Origin of the sequence: Plantibacter auratus (assembly GCF_050587365.1) — a bacterium.
In the GTDB taxonomy this organism is placed as follows: domain Bacteria; phylum Actinomycetota; class Actinomycetes; order Actinomycetales; family Microbacteriaceae; genus Plantibacter; species Plantibacter auratus.
Genome location: NZ_JBOBFV010000002.1, coordinates 679,904 through 692,523, shown reverse-complemented (window position 1 = coordinate 692,523; position 12,620 = coordinate 679,904). Strand labels below are relative to the sequence as shown.

Annotated in this window: 16 protein-coding genes; 9 read left to right on the top strand and 7 right to left on the bottom strand. The window is 69.8% G+C overall.

The window, feature by feature from the left end; all coding sequences use genetic code 11:
* Nucleotides 1-67 precede the first annotated feature (67 nt).
* Nucleotides 68-280, bottom strand: a complete 213-nt coding sequence (locus tag ACQ3HE_RS10535) for a hypervirulence associated TUDOR domain-containing protein (protein ID WP_314138089.1) — start codon at nucleotides 278-280, stop codon at nucleotides 68-70.
* Between the two features lie 143 nt (nucleotides 281-423).
* Here ACQ3HE_RS10535 and ACQ3HE_RS10530 point away from each other — a divergent pair, with 143 nt between their 5' ends.
* Together ACQ3HE_RS10530 and ACQ3HE_RS10525 are read left to right on the top strand one after the other, a co-directional pair.
* The gene (locus tag ACQ3HE_RS10530; RefSeq protein ID WP_137242746.1) at nucleotides 424-630 is read left to right on the top strand and encodes a hypothetical protein; all 207 of its coding nucleotides are present in this window, start codon (nucleotides 424-426) and stop codon (nucleotides 628-630) included.
* 50 nt (nucleotides 631-680) lie between these two features.
* Nucleotides 681-1,955, top strand: a complete 1,275-nt coding sequence (locus ACQ3HE_RS10525; protein WP_430892659.1) for a threonine/serine exporter family protein — start codon at nucleotides 681-683, stop codon at nucleotides 1,953-1,955.
* A 51-nt stretch (nucleotides 1,956-2,006) separates the two neighbouring features.
* Here the strand turns inward: ACQ3HE_RS10525 and ACQ3HE_RS10520 are convergent, their stop codons facing one another.
* Nucleotides 2,007-3,119 (bottom strand): GrpB family protein, encoded by a 1,113-nt coding sequence (locus tag ACQ3HE_RS10520; RefSeq protein WP_430892657.1) that lies wholly within the window; start codon nucleotides 3,117-3,119, stop codon nucleotides 2,007-2,009.
* 35 nt (nucleotides 3,120-3,154) lie between these two features.
* On the opposite strand from ACQ3HE_RS10520, the gene ACQ3HE_RS10515 reads away from it, so the two are divergent.
* Complete coding sequence (locus ACQ3HE_RS10515) at nucleotides 3,155-3,739, top strand: NADPH-dependent FMN reductase (RefSeq protein ID WP_430892655.1); 585 nt, start codon at nucleotides 3,155-3,157, stop codon at nucleotides 3,737-3,739.
* A gap of 25 nt (nucleotides 3,740-3,764) precedes the next feature.
* On the opposite strand, the gene ACQ3HE_RS10510 is transcribed toward ACQ3HE_RS10515, so the two are convergent.
* On the bottom strand, nucleotides 3,765-4,934 hold the full coding sequence (locus tag ACQ3HE_RS10510) for a zinc-binding alcohol dehydrogenase family protein (protein WP_430892653.1): 1,170 nt from the start codon (nucleotides 4,932-4,934) through the stop codon (nucleotides 3,765-3,767).
* A gap of 46 nt (nucleotides 4,935-4,980) precedes the next feature.
* On the opposite strand from ACQ3HE_RS10510, the gene ACQ3HE_RS10505 reads away from it, so the two are divergent.
* Both ACQ3HE_RS10505 and ACQ3HE_RS10500 read left to right on the top strand, forming a co-directional pair.
* Nucleotides 4,981-5,547, top strand: coding sequence for a TetR family transcriptional regulator (locus ACQ3HE_RS10505; RefSeq protein ID WP_159876864.1), 567 nt, complete (start codon nucleotides 4,981-4,983; stop codon nucleotides 5,545-5,547).
* Nucleotides 5,548-5,630: 83 nt separating this feature from the next.
* Nucleotides 5,631-6,029 carry a VOC family protein gene (locus ACQ3HE_RS10500; RefSeq protein ID WP_085511268.1) on the top strand — a complete coding sequence of 133 codons (399 nt, stop codon included), beginning with the start codon at nucleotides 5,631-5,633 and terminating at the stop codon, nucleotides 6,027-6,029.
* On the opposite strand, the gene ACQ3HE_RS10495 is transcribed toward ACQ3HE_RS10500, so the two are convergent.
* Together ACQ3HE_RS10495 and ACQ3HE_RS10490 are read right to left on the bottom strand one after the other, a co-directional pair.
* Complete coding sequence (locus ACQ3HE_RS10495) at nucleotides 6,005-6,688, bottom strand: helix-turn-helix domain-containing protein (RefSeq protein ID WP_430892651.1); 684 nt, start codon at nucleotides 6,686-6,688, stop codon at nucleotides 6,005-6,007. The genes ACQ3HE_RS10500 and ACQ3HE_RS10495 overlap by 25 nt on opposite strands.
* Before the next feature lie 118 nt (nucleotides 6,689-6,806).
* Nucleotides 6,807-7,136: a hypothetical protein gene (locus ACQ3HE_RS10490; RefSeq protein WP_430892650.1), complete on the bottom strand. Its 330-nt coding sequence runs from the start codon at nucleotides 7,134-7,136 to the stop codon at nucleotides 6,807-6,809.
* 73 nt (nucleotides 7,137-7,209) lie between these two features.
* Here ACQ3HE_RS10490 and ACQ3HE_RS10485 point away from each other — a divergent pair, with 73 nt between their 5' ends.
* Nucleotides 7,210-7,809 (top strand): hypothetical protein, encoded by a 600-nt coding sequence (locus ACQ3HE_RS10485; protein ID WP_430892648.1) that lies wholly within the window; start codon nucleotides 7,210-7,212, stop codon nucleotides 7,807-7,809.
* A 26-nt stretch (nucleotides 7,810-7,835) separates the two neighbouring features.
* Here the strand turns inward: ACQ3HE_RS10485 and ACQ3HE_RS10480 are convergent, their stop codons facing one another.
* Together ACQ3HE_RS10480 and ACQ3HE_RS10475 are read right to left on the bottom strand one after the other, a co-directional pair.
* On the bottom strand, nucleotides 7,836-8,120 hold the full coding sequence (locus ACQ3HE_RS10480; protein ID WP_430892647.1) for a hypothetical protein: 285 nt from the start codon (nucleotides 8,118-8,120) through the stop codon (nucleotides 7,836-7,838).
* A gap of 70 nt (nucleotides 8,121-8,190) precedes the next feature.
* Nucleotides 8,191-9,237 carry a LacI family DNA-binding transcriptional regulator gene (locus tag ACQ3HE_RS10475; RefSeq protein ID WP_079704543.1) on the bottom strand — a complete coding sequence of 349 codons (1,047 nt, stop codon included), beginning with the start codon at nucleotides 9,235-9,237 and terminating at the stop codon, nucleotides 8,191-8,193.
* A 159-nt stretch (nucleotides 9,238-9,396) separates the two neighbouring features.
* On the opposite strand from ACQ3HE_RS10475, the gene ACQ3HE_RS10470 reads away from it, so the two are divergent.
* The 3 genes from ACQ3HE_RS10470 (at nucleotide 9,397) to ACQ3HE_RS10460 (ending at nucleotide 12,619) form a co-directional block, all read left to right on the top strand.
* Nucleotides 9,397-10,692: an ABC transporter substrate-binding protein gene (locus tag ACQ3HE_RS10470; RefSeq protein ID WP_430892646.1), complete on the top strand. Its 1,296-nt coding sequence runs from the start codon at nucleotides 9,397-9,399 to the stop codon at nucleotides 10,690-10,692.
* A gap of 77 nt (nucleotides 10,693-10,769) precedes the next feature.
* Nucleotides 10,770-11,687, top strand: coding sequence for a carbohydrate ABC transporter permease (locus ACQ3HE_RS10465; RefSeq protein ID WP_192004148.1), 918 nt, complete (start codon nucleotides 10,770-10,772; stop codon nucleotides 11,685-11,687).
* Nucleotides 11,688-11,689: 2 nt separating this feature from the next.
* On the top strand, nucleotides 11,690-12,619 hold the full coding sequence (locus ACQ3HE_RS10460; protein ID WP_430892644.1) for a carbohydrate ABC transporter permease: 930 nt from the start codon (nucleotides 11,690-11,692) through the stop codon (nucleotides 12,617-12,619).
* The last annotated feature ends 1 nt before the right edge of the window (nucleotide 12,620 follow it).

Genomic DNA, 12,620 nt, shown 5'->3' with positions numbered 1-12,620 from the left:
CTACGCCTAGCCGGGGTCCGTCGTGGACGTCCGGGTGTCTGTGCATCGGGCCGCCAGGGGGAGAGCCTCAGGACTTCAGGACGCGAAGCGCGGAGCCCTTGTGTGCGGCCTTCGCGCCGGTCTTCTCGGACTCCACGATGAACGCGGGCTCGTCCGTCGACGCCGTGAAGTGCTGGCCGTCGAATTGGAAGTCCGCGGTCTTCCGCTCGACGACCTTCCCCTGCGTCCGCCCCTGCGAGGTGCCCCACGACACGCGGTCGCCCACTCGTACGTCTGCCATGCTGCCTCCTCGGCGCTCCACGCCGCGCGCGCGACGTGACAGCGACGATGCCAGCGTGTCGGCGGCCGGACAAGCGCTTGCGCCGCGCGAGTGTAGGGGATATCCCCCGAGGCCCGCGGGCTCCGCGGGGTTAGCGTGTCCCCATGGCCTCGTTCACTCCGGGAAGACCCCGACTCGCGCTCGGCATCGGCATCGTGGCTGTCGTACTCGGGGTGGCGCTCATCCCGGTCGCCGTCGCGAACGCCCACGGCGAGTACGGCTTCCATTTCTGGTGGATCGTCATCGTCCCGATCCTCGCCGGCCTGTACTTCGGTGTGGCCGGAGCCGTCGGGCTCCGCAACCGCCGCTGAGGCCCGCGGCGGCCGCAGGCGCCCCCGGAATCTCGCGTACCGTTGGCGGGATGAGTGACGACGCCGCGACCGATGAGCACCGCAGAACCGCTGCGCACGCCTACAGCGCGCTCGGCTGCCTGCTCCTCGACGCCGGCACCTCCGTCACCGACGTCCGCGACTCCCTGGAGCGCGCCACGGTCGCATCGGGCGACGAAGGCCTCGCCTTCTCGGTGCTGCCGCAGCTCATCATCGTGAACGACGTGCGCACCGGCGCGGTGCTCGCGGCCGGCAACACGCACGGCGAGCTGTCGTTCCGCGGGGCTGCCCGGGCGAACCGGCTCATGCGCGAACTCGAGCTCGGACACTGGCCGGTCGGGGATCTGCCGGCCCGTATCCAGTCGATCCGGGAGACGCCGCGCCCGCACGCGTCGATGCACTGGGTGGTCGGGAACCTGCTGCTCGCGGGTGGGCTCGCGCTGCTGTTCCGCTGCCCCTGGTGGGCGATCGTCGCATCCATGCTCGTCGGTGCCTTCGTCGGCCTCGTCATCACCCTGCTGGCGCGGTGGCGGGGAGCGGTCGCGATCGCCCCCTTCGTGACGGCGTTCGTGTCGACGACGCTCGTCGGGACGCTCGCATCGGCGATGGATCTCGGCCCCGTGCCGCTGTTCGCCGTCTGCGCGCCGATCGCGATCCTCGTGCCCGGCGCGCTCATCACCAACGCCCTGCTGGAATTGACGGCGACGGACATCGTGACGGGCTCGGCGCGCCTGATGTACGGGCTCATCGTGCTCGCCTTCATGGCGGCCGGGATCTCGGCCGGGGCGCTGCTCACCGGCCTGTCGATCGACCCCGACTCGACGGCGCTCGTCGGTCAGGTGGGCCGCGGGAGTTCGGATCTGGTCGGGTGGGAGTCGGTCCCGCCGCTGTGGTTCACGTGGATCGGCGTCGTGATGCTCGCGGCCGGGATCGGGATCGCGTTCGGCTCGGGCCGCTCCCTGACGCTGCTGACCATCTGCGTGATGGCGCTGACCTATGCGGGCATCGTCCTGTTCGCCCCGCTCGTGGGGAACGCGGTCGCGACGGGGCTCACCGCCGGAATCGTGTTCGTCGTCGCTCGCATCGTCGAGCGGTACTCGGCGGCGGTGCCGTCCAACGTCACGTTCCAGCCGGCCCTGCTCATGCTCGTGCCGGGCACCGTCGGCCTGGTCTCCCTCGCGACGCTCGAGGGCTCAGCGGTCACGGCGGCGCTGACGGTCTTCATCAGCCTCTGTGTCGGCGTCAAGACGGCGGCGGTCCTGACCGGGGTCGTCATCCCGCCGGTGCGTGCGAGCGCCCGTTCCTGAGCCGCCCGGAATCGTCCGAAACCGAGCCGAATTCGCGCAGATCCGGGCGACTCAGCGGCTCAGGGCTGCACGCGCCCGCGCCTTGATCGCGAGGATGACCTCGGTCTTCGCATCGGCGTAGTCGTTCATGTCGTTCCAGGACCTCCCGAGCAGCTCCCGCTTGGTGCGCTCGTACAACGCGCGGTCGTCGGCGTCGGAACGCAGGTGGTCGCGGAGGAGGAGATACTCGTCGATCTCCGGCGCGCCCTGTTCGTAGAGGTGCACGTGGACGTCGCGCTCCGGCGTCCGGACCATCCGGTGGCGGGGTTCACGGACGCGCAGCACGTAGCCGGCGGCCAGCAGGGGGTCGAGGTAGTCCTCCTCCGCCGTGATGTCCTCCACGGCGACCACGATGTCGACGATCGGCTTCGCCGCGAGTCCGGGCACCGAGGTCGAGCCGATGTGCTCGATCGCGACGGCGCTGGACCCGCTCGCGCTCGTTCCGAGGGCGTCGATGATCCGCTGCCGGTGCTCCCGGTACCGCTCGGGCCACGCAGGGTCGGCGTCGTGCAGCTCGATCCGGACTGGCTCGGGGCCGCCGACCAGCTCGAGCGTCGTGACGTCCGGGCGGCGGGGGCGTCGGCGCAAGCCGTTCTGAATGGCGCGGATGTTGTCGCCGAGTACTCCCGATGCCAGCAGTCCGCTGCCGAGCGGCCCTGACGGATCGGTGCCGAGTGCCGGCAGGAGCCGGAGTGCCGACCGGACCGGCGCACTCACGTGTTCGAGCTGCCAGGCGATCTCCATTGCGCTGGCGCCGGCCCGGTGCAACTCGGCGGCCTTCGCCGCGTAGGCGGCGGCACCGAGCGCGTGGGCGCCCATGTGCGCGACACCTGCGGCCTGCCCGGCCGACCACGCGGCGGCTTTGGCGGCGGGCGAGGACACCACCTGCGAGGCCCGGTTGGCGACGAAGCGGCGGCGGATCTCACCGGCGGTGTCGAGCTCGCCACTCGCGTATGCCCGCGCGCGGGCGATCGCGTCACGTGGACGATCGTCGTCCGGGGCCTCTGCTTCGAACAGTGGCAGCACCCGCTCGGCGCAATCGGCGGCCCACGAGGCGACGAGACGGCGGTCGGCTTCACTGAGTGACTGCGGCGAGAGCATGCTCCACCCTCGCACACCGGTCATGCGCACCGCGTGGGCTGCCGGGCTAGCGTAGAGGGATGGCCGCCTTGAACCTGCCCGTGATCTCCTGCAGCCTCGATCCGGCGAGTCGGAGTCGGACCCTCGCTTCGGCGAGCAGCGGGTTGCTGCGCGAGCAAGGTCATGACTCGTCCGTCATCGATCTGGCCGAGATGGAACTGCCGCCGTTCGACAACGACCGGGTCTTCGAGAGCCCTGCGTTCCGTCGCCTGCATGCGTTGATCACTGCTGCGGACGGCGTCGTCCTCGCCTTCCCGATCTACAACTGGGCGCCGGCCGCGTCGGTGAAGTCGCTCATCGAGGCGACCGGCGCGACCGGTGAGGACGGCAGGGTCGCCGCCTGGTTCGACAAGGTCGTGACCTTCGTCTGCGCCGCAGGCCTGCCGCACAGTTACATGGCGACCGCCACGCTCGGGCAGTCGCTCATGCTGGACTTCAAGTGCGTCATCAACCCGTACACGGCCTACCTGTCGGAGCGGGACTGGGAGCGTCCCGAGGTGCTGAAGGCGGACCGCGCCGAGCGGCTCGCCAAGACGATGAGCGTGCACGCGGAGTTGTCGGCGCTGCTCGCCGAGCGGAGCTACCGTTCGACCTGGGAGGTGTGAGGGCGGAGCGTCACGGTCCCGCGCCTCACAACCGCACGACGAGCTTGCGGGCTGAGACGCCGCCGTGGAGTCGGTCGAGGGCCGGCTGGATCGCTTCGAGGCCTTCGCCGACCACCTCGGGGGCTGGCGCGCAGACGTGTCGTCCGCCGGCGAGCGCGCCCGGCAGGTAGTCCTCCCACAGCATCGGCCCGACCTCGTTGGTCATCAGCGAGCTGCCCCACACGTACCGCGCGGAGATCCCCGCCCGACGGGCACGGATCTGCAGCGCGACGTTGGCCGCCACGAGCCGGGTCATGGTGCGGACGAACGTCAGACTCGGGCCGGCCCGACGAGGCAACGACCCGAACGACACCGACGGGCTCGCGAGTGCGACGCGGCGTGCCCCGGTGGCGGCGGCGACGGCGACGGCTGGTTCTGCGGAGCCGGTCCCGACGGCGAGCACGCCGACGACCGAGGATCCGCGGAGGGCGCTGACGAGATCCGCCACGACGGTCGGGCTGCGGTAGTCGAACACGATGTCGGCACCGAGCTCGCGCATCCGGTCGTGGTTGTGCGGCGAGGCGGTGGTCGCGACCCGGTGGCCGGAGGCGGCCGCGAGCTGGATGGCGTTGCTGCCGACGCTCGTGGCACCGCCCCAGACGACGACGGCCGTCCCGGTGGGGGTGGGGTGCTCCGAGGGGTGGGGGAGCGCGAGGTGGTCGCGTTGGAAGAGAGCGGTCGCGGCCGTGGAGATCCCGAGCGGCAGGACGACGGCGTCCTCGTCTCGCAGACCGTCCGGGATCGGGGCAGCGAGGTCCGCCCGCACGACGGTGAACTGCTGGAACCCGCCCTCGGCGTCATGGCGCCGACCGCGCTCCATGCCGACCGCGTACGCCACGACGCGGTCGCCGACTGCGAACCGACGGACACCCGGCCCGACGGCCACGACCTCGCCCGCGACATCCTCACCGAGCACGGCGGGCACTGGCAGCCACCGGTACATGAGGTTCCCGGTCTGCTGCTTGACGTCGTCGAGCGGGTTCACCGCGACCGCTCGGTTCCGGATGAGGAGTTCGCCAGGGCCGGGTTCGTGCATCGCGGCCGGACCGACGACGAAGTCCGCTCGGGGTGCTGGCAGCCAGGCTGCGGTGTTCGTCGGCATGAGGTCTCCAAGGGTGTTGCGGATTGGCGTGGCGATGATGACACGGTGTGTCATCACTGTACACCTGACGACACGACGTGTCATCGGTTATCCTGATCGCATGGCACGATGGGCACCCGACGCCGCTCTCCGACTCGAGGGCGCTGCGATGGCGCTGTTCGCCGACCGGGGCTTCGCGGCGACGACGGTCCCGGAGATCGCCGAGGCCGCCGGGCTCACCACCCGCACGTTCTTCCGTCACTTCGCCGACAAGCGCGACGTGCTCTTCCTCCGCGAGCGCGAGCTCCCGACGGTGGTGGGACGGCTGGTCGCCGCGGCGCCAGCAGGGCTCGACCCGCTCGCCCTGGTGATGTCCGGCCTCGAGACCGTGGCCGCCGGTGAGCTGCAGCGCTGGCGGGACGACATCGCCGCCCGCCATGCTGTCATCCGGTCGGAACCGCAGCTGCGCGAGCGGGAACGGTTGAAGTCGGCGGTCCTCATCGACGCGATGCGCGATGCCCTCATGGAGAGTGGTGTCACGTCAGCCGACGCGGCGCTCGCCGCGTCCATCGGTTCGGCACTCTTCGACGCCTCCCTCGAGCAGTGGCTCGCCGGACCGGACGACGTGCTCCTCGTCGACGTGCTCCGCGCGATGCGCGCCCGACTCGGCGACCTCGCGGGTCGCTGACCGAGCAGACAGGGAACCGGTTGCGCGCGCAGCGTGGCCGTTCTATTCACGACCCCGTCGTCGCCCGGTCGTACGGTGAGACCATGACACTGAGACTCGGCTTCATCGGCATCGTGACGAACGACATGGCGGCCTCGCTCGCCTTCTATCGAGCCTTGGGCGTGCCCATCGAGCCCGGTCAGGACGACGCTCCCCACGTGGATGCACTCCTGGACGGAGGGGTGGCGCTCGCATGGGACACCGTCGAGACGATCCGCGGTTTCGACCCGACCTTCGTTCCGGCGTCCGGCGGCCACCGGATCGCCCTCGCCTTCGACCAGGGGAGTCCGGCTGCCGTCGACGCCACCTTCGCCACGCTCGTCGATGCCGGATACGCCGGGCACGTCGAGCCCTGGGACGCAGTGTGGGGCCAGCGGTACGCGACCCTCCTCGACCCGGACGGGAACTCGGTCGACCTCTACGCCGCGCTCGCCGCGAACTGAGCGGGGCTCGAGCCGACGAGGCGCCTGAACTCGCGGGAGAGGTGGGGTTGGTCGGCATAGCCCGCCGATGCGGCGACGTCGGCGATCGACGAGCCAGAGCGGAGTGATGATCGAGCTCGATGTGCGCGATCGAGGCGCACGAGCGTGGCGTAGCCGTATCCGAAGGTGGCGAGCATCCGCCGCCGGAAGGACCGTTCGGAGCCGCTCATCGTCGCGGCGACGTCACGCGCCGGCGTCGCCTCGAACGCCGCTCGGCGGACGGCGTCCGACCAGCGACTCGCTTCGGCAAGCTGGGCCGAGAACGCCGCGAGCGTGCCGATCGGGGCGGGTCCGGCTTCGAGCGGGATCATCGCCTCGCGCAGCCGTGCCGCGGTCCGCCGATCGGTGACGTCGTCGAGCGGTACGAGCTGGTCCGCGATCGCTGCGAGATCGAGGCCGAGCAGGAGCCTGGCCCGCCCCGGCTGCATCCTGAAGCCGAACGACCCGGCGACCCCGTCGGGACCGGTGGCCAGCCACCGTGTGGACGGTCCGGCCACCTCGACCCGGCCGTCGCGGAGGATCAGGTCGACGCAGCCGTCGGCCGGGACGACCGCCCCGCCAGCGCTGTCTTCCGAGCGCCACAGCGCGTTGCCGGAGAGGAGGACACGCTCGGAGTACACCTGCCCAGTGTCTCAATCGGCGCGTGATGGTGTCGACACCGATCGGGCCGATGTCGACCGACGACGGCCGTGGTCCGCCGCTCACCACCACCCGCTACGGCGATGGCGGCGCGGTCGGTCAGCGGTGTTCCGCGGAGGATCGACCGCCCTGACCGACCGGCTGCTCCGGGAGCCCGACCTGCCACAGGATGAATGCCACCACGCTGCAGACCGCGAGCGCGGCGCCGATGATCAGTGCAGCCGTCCCGGTGGAGGCGAGCCAGTCGTGGTGGCTGATCCAGCCGGGATCGTCCTGCGGGAAGTCGAGGAACGACGCGTAGATCGAGATGCTCACGACGCCTGCCCCCAGGAACGTCGCGGCCAAGACTGATGCGCACCAGGACAGGGTCAGCCAGCCTCGGGCGTGGGTCGCGCCCGGGCGCGCTCGTGTGCCTCGCGATTCCCCCATGCAGCGAGGCTATCGCGACGCCGTGCCATGAGGTCGATCGATGGAGCGGCGTCCGATGGTCGAGGATGAGGGCATGTCGAAGCAGCAGTCGGGCTCGAAGGAGCACCGCGATCCCACCACCAACCCCTACCGGATGAGTCGACGGCGCATCACGACGTGGACTGGCGCGCTCATCGCCTCCGTGGTGCTGCTCGTCGTCGTCGCGATCGTCTTGGCCGCCATCGGCGGCGACCGTGCCGAGTCCTGGGTCGCGATCGTCCTGTTCGTGGCGTTCGGCGTACCCGTCGCTGCGGCCGCCGTCTTGGGCGGGTTGGCGATCGCCTCATGGGGGTGGGTGGCCGGCACGGTGTTCGGTGTCGGGTGGCTGACGCTGCTCGTCGTCGTCGTGAACAACGGGTTCCACCTGCTCTTCGACGGTCAGGCCGTGGGGCCCGTGATCTACGACGAGGCGATCTGGCAGACCGCCGGGGTGGGCGGGCTGGTCGTCGGTGGAGCGTTGTTCTTCGTCGCCGGCTGGGGGAGTGGGGTGCCGATGTGGATCGGTGGACCGGCAGGCGGCGTCGACGTCTCGCGCCGGAAGCGCTCGGGCGAGGGGGACGCGGTGGTCCCGCCACCGAAGCGGAAGCCGCGTCCGAAACCGAAGCGTCGCCCGAAGCAGCAGCGACGTCGCTGACGGCTGACGCGGCCCGGGCGGACCGGTCAGTCACCGCCGCCCCCACCGCCCCCGTCTCCGCCGCCGCCGGAGTCGCCGCCACCGCCACCGTCCCAACCGCCGGAGTCGCTTCCGCCGTGGTGGCCACCGCCGTGGTGGCCGCCTCCATGGTGACCGTTGCTGTCGAGGATGAACGGCATGCCGGAGTCCGAACTCGTACCCCCGCGATGCTTCGTCCCGCCGGCACGTCGTCTGGCCTGCACGGTGATCGTGAAGACGATGACTGCAACGGCGGCGAGGACCACGATCATGATGACGGTTGAGCTGTCCATGGCTCGACCGTAGCGATGTCCGACGGCTGTCGCATCACCCGCGCGGTGACTATCTGCGTCCGACCGGACCTCAGCGCCTCGGGATCGTGGAACCGCGGAGGACGAGGCGGCCCGGCAGGTACTCGACGCCCGGTGCGACGTCCGTACCCTCGATCGCCTCGAAGATGCGGGTCGCGGCGAGTCGGCCGAGCTGTTGCAGGTTGGCGTCGATCGACGACAGCTCCGGGCGCGAGTTGGTGGCCAGGATCTCCCAGTTGTCGAAGCTGACGACCGCGACGTCGCTCGGGACGTCGCGCCCGAGGTCGCGGACGGTGTCGAGCACGCCGCGGGCGATCTGGTCGGAACCGGCCACGATGCCGTCGATCTCCGGGTGCTGTGCGAGCAGCATCGCCGCCGCATCGCGACCCCAGTGCTCGGTCCACTCCGAGAACATCGGCGTGCCGACGAGGTCCAGGCCCGCCGCGGCGAGGGCGTTCTGCACGCCCGTCACGCGATCCCTGGCCGCCGCATACTGCGGCTCACCCGTGATCATCGCGATCCGGGAACGCCCGCAGGCGATCAGGTGCTCGACGGCGAGGCGGCCGCCGTCGCGGTTGTCGGGGGTGATCGACACGTCGGTCGGGTCGTCGGACGGCGCGTAGGCGTAGACGACCGGGACGGGTAGTTTGTGGCCGAGCGAGGGGCGTGGGTCCGTCGTGCGGCCCACGACGATGATGCCGTCGACGCGCCGGGTGAGGAGCGCGTTCAGATGGTGCTGCTCGCGGATCGCATCGCCCCGGGCGTCGCACAGGAACACGTTGACCTGCCCGGCTCCGAACGCGTCCTCGGCGCCCATGAGGATGGGGATGACGAAGCGGCCCTCGAGGTCGCTCGTCAGGAGACCGACGGTGCCGGTGCGCCCGTTGATCAGGCTCCTCGCGAGTTCGTTGGGCGTGAAGGCGACTTCCTTCGCGGCGTCGAGCACCCGCTGACGGGTCTTCGGTGCGACCTCGCTCCGTCCGTTGATGGCCTTCGAGGCGGTGGCCATCGAGACGCCTGCGATGCGCGCGACGTCGCCCAAGGTCGCCGCTCGGCCGGGGGTACCGGTTGCCGACGCACTGACGTCACTGTCTGGCATTGCTCCCCCTCTTCGTTTCCGAAACGTTACCGGACTTCGCTCTTGACGCTACACCGATCCCAGGCTAGCTTTACCGAAAGGCGTTTCGACAGTTTCGAAAACCTCCCATGCACCGCCGGACCCGACCGGTCCGCTCAACGATGAGTCAGAGGAGTCACCATGCGCAGCACGCACACCAGACGGATGCAGCGGGTCGGAGGGGTGTTGGCCGCCAGCGCCCTCCTCGTCGGCCTCGCCGCCTGTTCCTCCGGGGGCGGCGGCAGTTCCCCGCTCGCCAGTGCCGGGCCCGAGGGCGTCGACGACGGCTCCGAGCTCACGCTCTGGACCCGCGCCCCACTCGAGAAGCAGGCGAAGCTCCTCGTCGAGGCCTACAACGCCTCGCACGAGAACCAGGTCAAGCTCACCGTCGTCCCGAACGACGACTATGTCGCGAAGGTCGGTGCGGCGGCCGGCTCCGACAGCCTCCCCGACCTGTTCGCCGCCGACATCGTGTACGTCCCGAACTGGGTCGAGCAGGGCCTGTTCCAGGACCTCACCGCGAACATCGACGGACTCGACTTCAAGGACGAGATCAACAAGGGTCACCTGGCCGCCGGCACCGCGGACGGCAAGGAGCACGTGCTTCCGTTCGTGCTCGACCTGTCGATGCTCTTCTGGAACAAGGAGCTCTACAAGGAGGCCGGGCTCGACCCCGAGCAGGGCCCGACCACGCTGGCCGAGTTCGCCGAGGACGCGAAGGCCGTCCAGGCCCTGAACAAGCCCGACACCTACGGCACCGCGACCGGCCTCAACTGCGGCGGTTGCCTCGTCTTCACCTGGTTCCCCAGTGTGTGGGCCGACGGCGAGCAGGTCATGAACAAGGAGGGCACCGAGTCACTCCTCGCTGAGGACGGCGCCAAGGAGGTCTACAGCACCTGGGCCGACCTCTGGAAGTCGGGCGCCGTGCTCCCGTCCTCGAAGGACGAGGCCGGACCCACCTGGACCGCCGGCTTCACCGAGGGCAAGGTCGGCGTCATGCCGTACCCGGCGACGCTCCTCTCCTCCACTCCCTTCGACGTGGGCGTGTCCGGCATCCCCGGCCCGAAGGGCGGCGACTCGACCTTCGTCGGTGGCGACGGGATCGGCGTCTCGAAGGACAGCAAGAAGGCCGCACAGTCGTGGAACTTCCTCAGCTGGCTGATGTCCGAGGACGCACAGGTCGGTGTCCTCGCGAAGGATAACGACGTGGTCTCCCGCTCCGACCTCGCGGAGAACGAGTACTCGAGCAAGGACCCGCGCCTCGTCACGATCAACGAGGTCGCCTCGAAGGGTGACACCCCGTACTCGCTGAACTTCCAGGAGGCCTTCAACTCGCCGACCAGCCCCTGGCTGACGCTCGTGCGCAACGCGGTCCTCGAGGGCACCGACTCCGTCGACGCCGACAACGACGCCATCACGGACGTGCTCTCGCAGTAGTCCGACCGCCGGTGCGCCACCGTGATCCCCCCATCGCGACGGCGCACCGGCGCCCACCCGTTCGAAAGGTCCCACCCATGAGTACCACCCTCGCCAGACGAGGCCCGACGGACTCGGTCGGTGCCAGGAAGCGCCGCGCCGCGCAGGCCCGCACCGGCTGGCTGTTCGCGCTCCCGACCGCCGTCTTCGTCATCCTCCTCTTCCTCGTCCCGCTCGGGCTCGTCTTCCAGATGGCGGGGTCCGACTGGCCGCTCCTCGGCGGCAACCAGGGTGTGAACTTCCCCGAGAACTTCCCGAAGGCGATCGACAACCGCTTCTTCCTCGACTCGGTGGTCTTCACGCTGAAGTACACCGTCATCGCGACCGTCCTGCTCATCGGCCTCGGGCTCGGCCTCGCGCTCCTCGTCCAGGAGTCCAGCCGATGGAAGGGCTTCCTCCGCACCGCCTTCCTCATCCCGAGCGCGCTCGGCCTCGCCTCGGCGTCGCTCCTGTTCTACGTGCTGTACTCGCCGATCGCCGGCCCGTTCGCGGACCTCACCAAGGCGATGGGCTTCACCTTCCTCGGGACCCCGGACGCGGCGCTCTGGTCGACGGTCTTCCTCATCGTCTGGCGTTTCGCCGGCTTCTACATGCTGCTCATGCTCGTCGGGCTGCAGGGCATCCCGGAGGAGGTCTACGAGGCCGCCCGCATCGACGGCGCGTCGCGTTGGCAGACCTTCCGCGACATCACCGTCCCGCTGCTGAAGCCGACCCTCGCCCTCACCACGGTGATGTGCGTCACCGGCTCGCTCCTCGCGTTCGAGCAGTTCTACATCCTCACCAAGGGCGGTCCCGACAACAGCACCATCACCGTCGTCCAGCTCATCTACAACGTGGCGTTCCAGGGCCCCAACAACCTCGGCGTCGCCGGTGCGCTGTCGGTCATCGTGCTCGCCGCGCTCATCGTCATCAACATCGTGCAGATCCGCGCGTTCAGCAAGAAGGTCGAGGACTGAGCATGACCATCACCCGAAAGGAACCGGCCACCGTCACCTCGACGATGCCCGACGTCCGTGCTCGCCGCGGCGGGCCCCGACGCGGCTCCGGCGGACCCGAGAAGTCCACCAACTTCTTCGGCATCGCGATCAAGATGCCGTTCTGGCTCTTCTCCGGCGCACTCGCCGTGATCTTCCTCTACCCGCTCGTGTGGACGGCCGTACGATCGGTCTCCCCGCTGGCTGGCACGAACCAGACCGAGGGCTGGGGGCTCGGCAACTACATCACCCTCGCCGGCTACCAGGACGGCATCCTGCAGTACATCGGCAACTCGGCGTTCGTCTCGCTGCTCACCGTGGTCCTGACGCTCGTCATCTCGCTGTTCGGCGGCTACGCCTTCGCCAGGTTCCAGTTCCGCGGCAAGAACGCCCTGTTCCTCGCGACCATCGCGATCCTCATGGTCCCGTACGCCACGCTGCTCATCCCGCTCTACGTGCTCCTCAACCTGGTCGGTCTCTCCAACTCGCTCGTCGGGGTGGCGCTCGTGCTCACCATGTTCCAGCTGCCGTTCTCGACCTTCATGATGCGGATCGCCTTCGAGTCGATCCCGAAGGAGCTCGATGAGGCGGCGATGGTCGACGGCTGCAACTCCTGGACCGTGCTCTGGAAGGTGCTCGTCCCGGCGGTCAAGCCCGGCCTCATCACCGTGGGACTGTTCGCGTTCCTCGCCGCCTGGAACGACTTCATGGCGCCGCTGATCCTCATCAACGACTCCGCGAAGATGACCCTGCCGCTCGCCGTCTCCAACCTGCGCGGCCAGGTCCAGGGCGTCGTGGACTACGGCGCGACCGAAGCCGGCGTCGTCGTCCTCGCGTTGCCGTGCTTCCTCCTCTTCCTCATCCTCCAACGTCACTACGTGCGCGGCTTCATGTCCGGCGCCTTCAAGGGGTAAC

What these genes read in the sequence shown, in the direction of transcription:
- ACQ3HE_RS10535 (WP_314138089.1), bottom strand. Translation starts at nt 280, where the DNA reads ATGGCAGACGTACGAGTGGGCGACCGCGTGTCGTGGGGCACCTCGCAG.
- ACQ3HE_RS10530 (WP_137242746.1), top strand. Translation starts at nt 424, where the DNA reads ATGGCCTCGTTCACTCCGGGAAGACCCCGACTCGCGCTCGGCATCGGC.
- ACQ3HE_RS10525 (WP_430892659.1), top strand. Translation starts at nt 681, where the DNA reads ATGAGTGACGACGCCGCGACCGATGAGCACCGCAGAACCGCTGCGCAC.
- ACQ3HE_RS10520 (WP_430892657.1), bottom strand. Translation starts at nt 3,119, where the DNA reads ATGACCGGTGTGCGAGGGTGGAGCATGCTCTCGCCGCAGTCACTCAGT.
- ACQ3HE_RS10515 (WP_430892655.1), top strand. Translation starts at nt 3,155, where the DNA reads ATGGCCGCCTTGAACCTGCCCGTGATCTCCTGCAGCCTCGATCCGGCG.
- ACQ3HE_RS10510 (WP_430892653.1), bottom strand. Translation starts at nt 4,934, where the DNA reads ATGACACACCGTGTCATCATCGCCACGCCAATCCGCAACACCCTTGGA.
- ACQ3HE_RS10505 (WP_159876864.1), top strand. Translation starts at nt 4,981, where the DNA reads ATGGCACGATGGGCACCCGACGCCGCTCTCCGACTCGAGGGCGCTGCG.
- ACQ3HE_RS10500 (WP_085511268.1), top strand. Translation starts at nt 5,631, where the DNA reads ATGACACTGAGACTCGGCTTCATCGGCATCGTGACGAACGACATGGCG.
- ACQ3HE_RS10490 (WP_430892650.1), bottom strand. Translation starts at nt 7,136, where the DNA reads ATGGGGGAATCGCGAGGCACACGAGCGCGCCCGGGCGCGACCCACGCC.
- ACQ3HE_RS10485 (WP_430892648.1), top strand. Translation starts at nt 7,210, where the DNA reads ATGTCGAAGCAGCAGTCGGGCTCGAAGGAGCACCGCGATCCCACCACC.
- ACQ3HE_RS10480 (WP_430892647.1), bottom strand. Translation starts at nt 8,120, where the DNA reads ATGGACAGCTCAACCGTCATCATGATCGTGGTCCTCGCCGCCGTTGCA.
- ACQ3HE_RS10475 (WP_079704543.1), bottom strand. Translation starts at nt 9,237, where the DNA reads ATGCCAGACAGTGACGTCAGTGCGTCGGCAACCGGTACCCCCGGCCGA.
- ACQ3HE_RS10470 (WP_430892646.1), top strand. Translation starts at nt 9,397, where the DNA reads ATGCGCAGCACGCACACCAGACGGATGCAGCGGGTCGGAGGGGTGTTG.
- ACQ3HE_RS10465 (WP_192004148.1), top strand. Translation starts at nt 10,770, where the DNA reads ATGAGTACCACCCTCGCCAGACGAGGCCCGACGGACTCGGTCGGTGCC.
- ACQ3HE_RS10460 (WP_430892644.1), top strand. Translation starts at nt 11,690, where the DNA reads ATGACCATCACCCGAAAGGAACCGGCCACCGTCACCTCGACGATGCCC.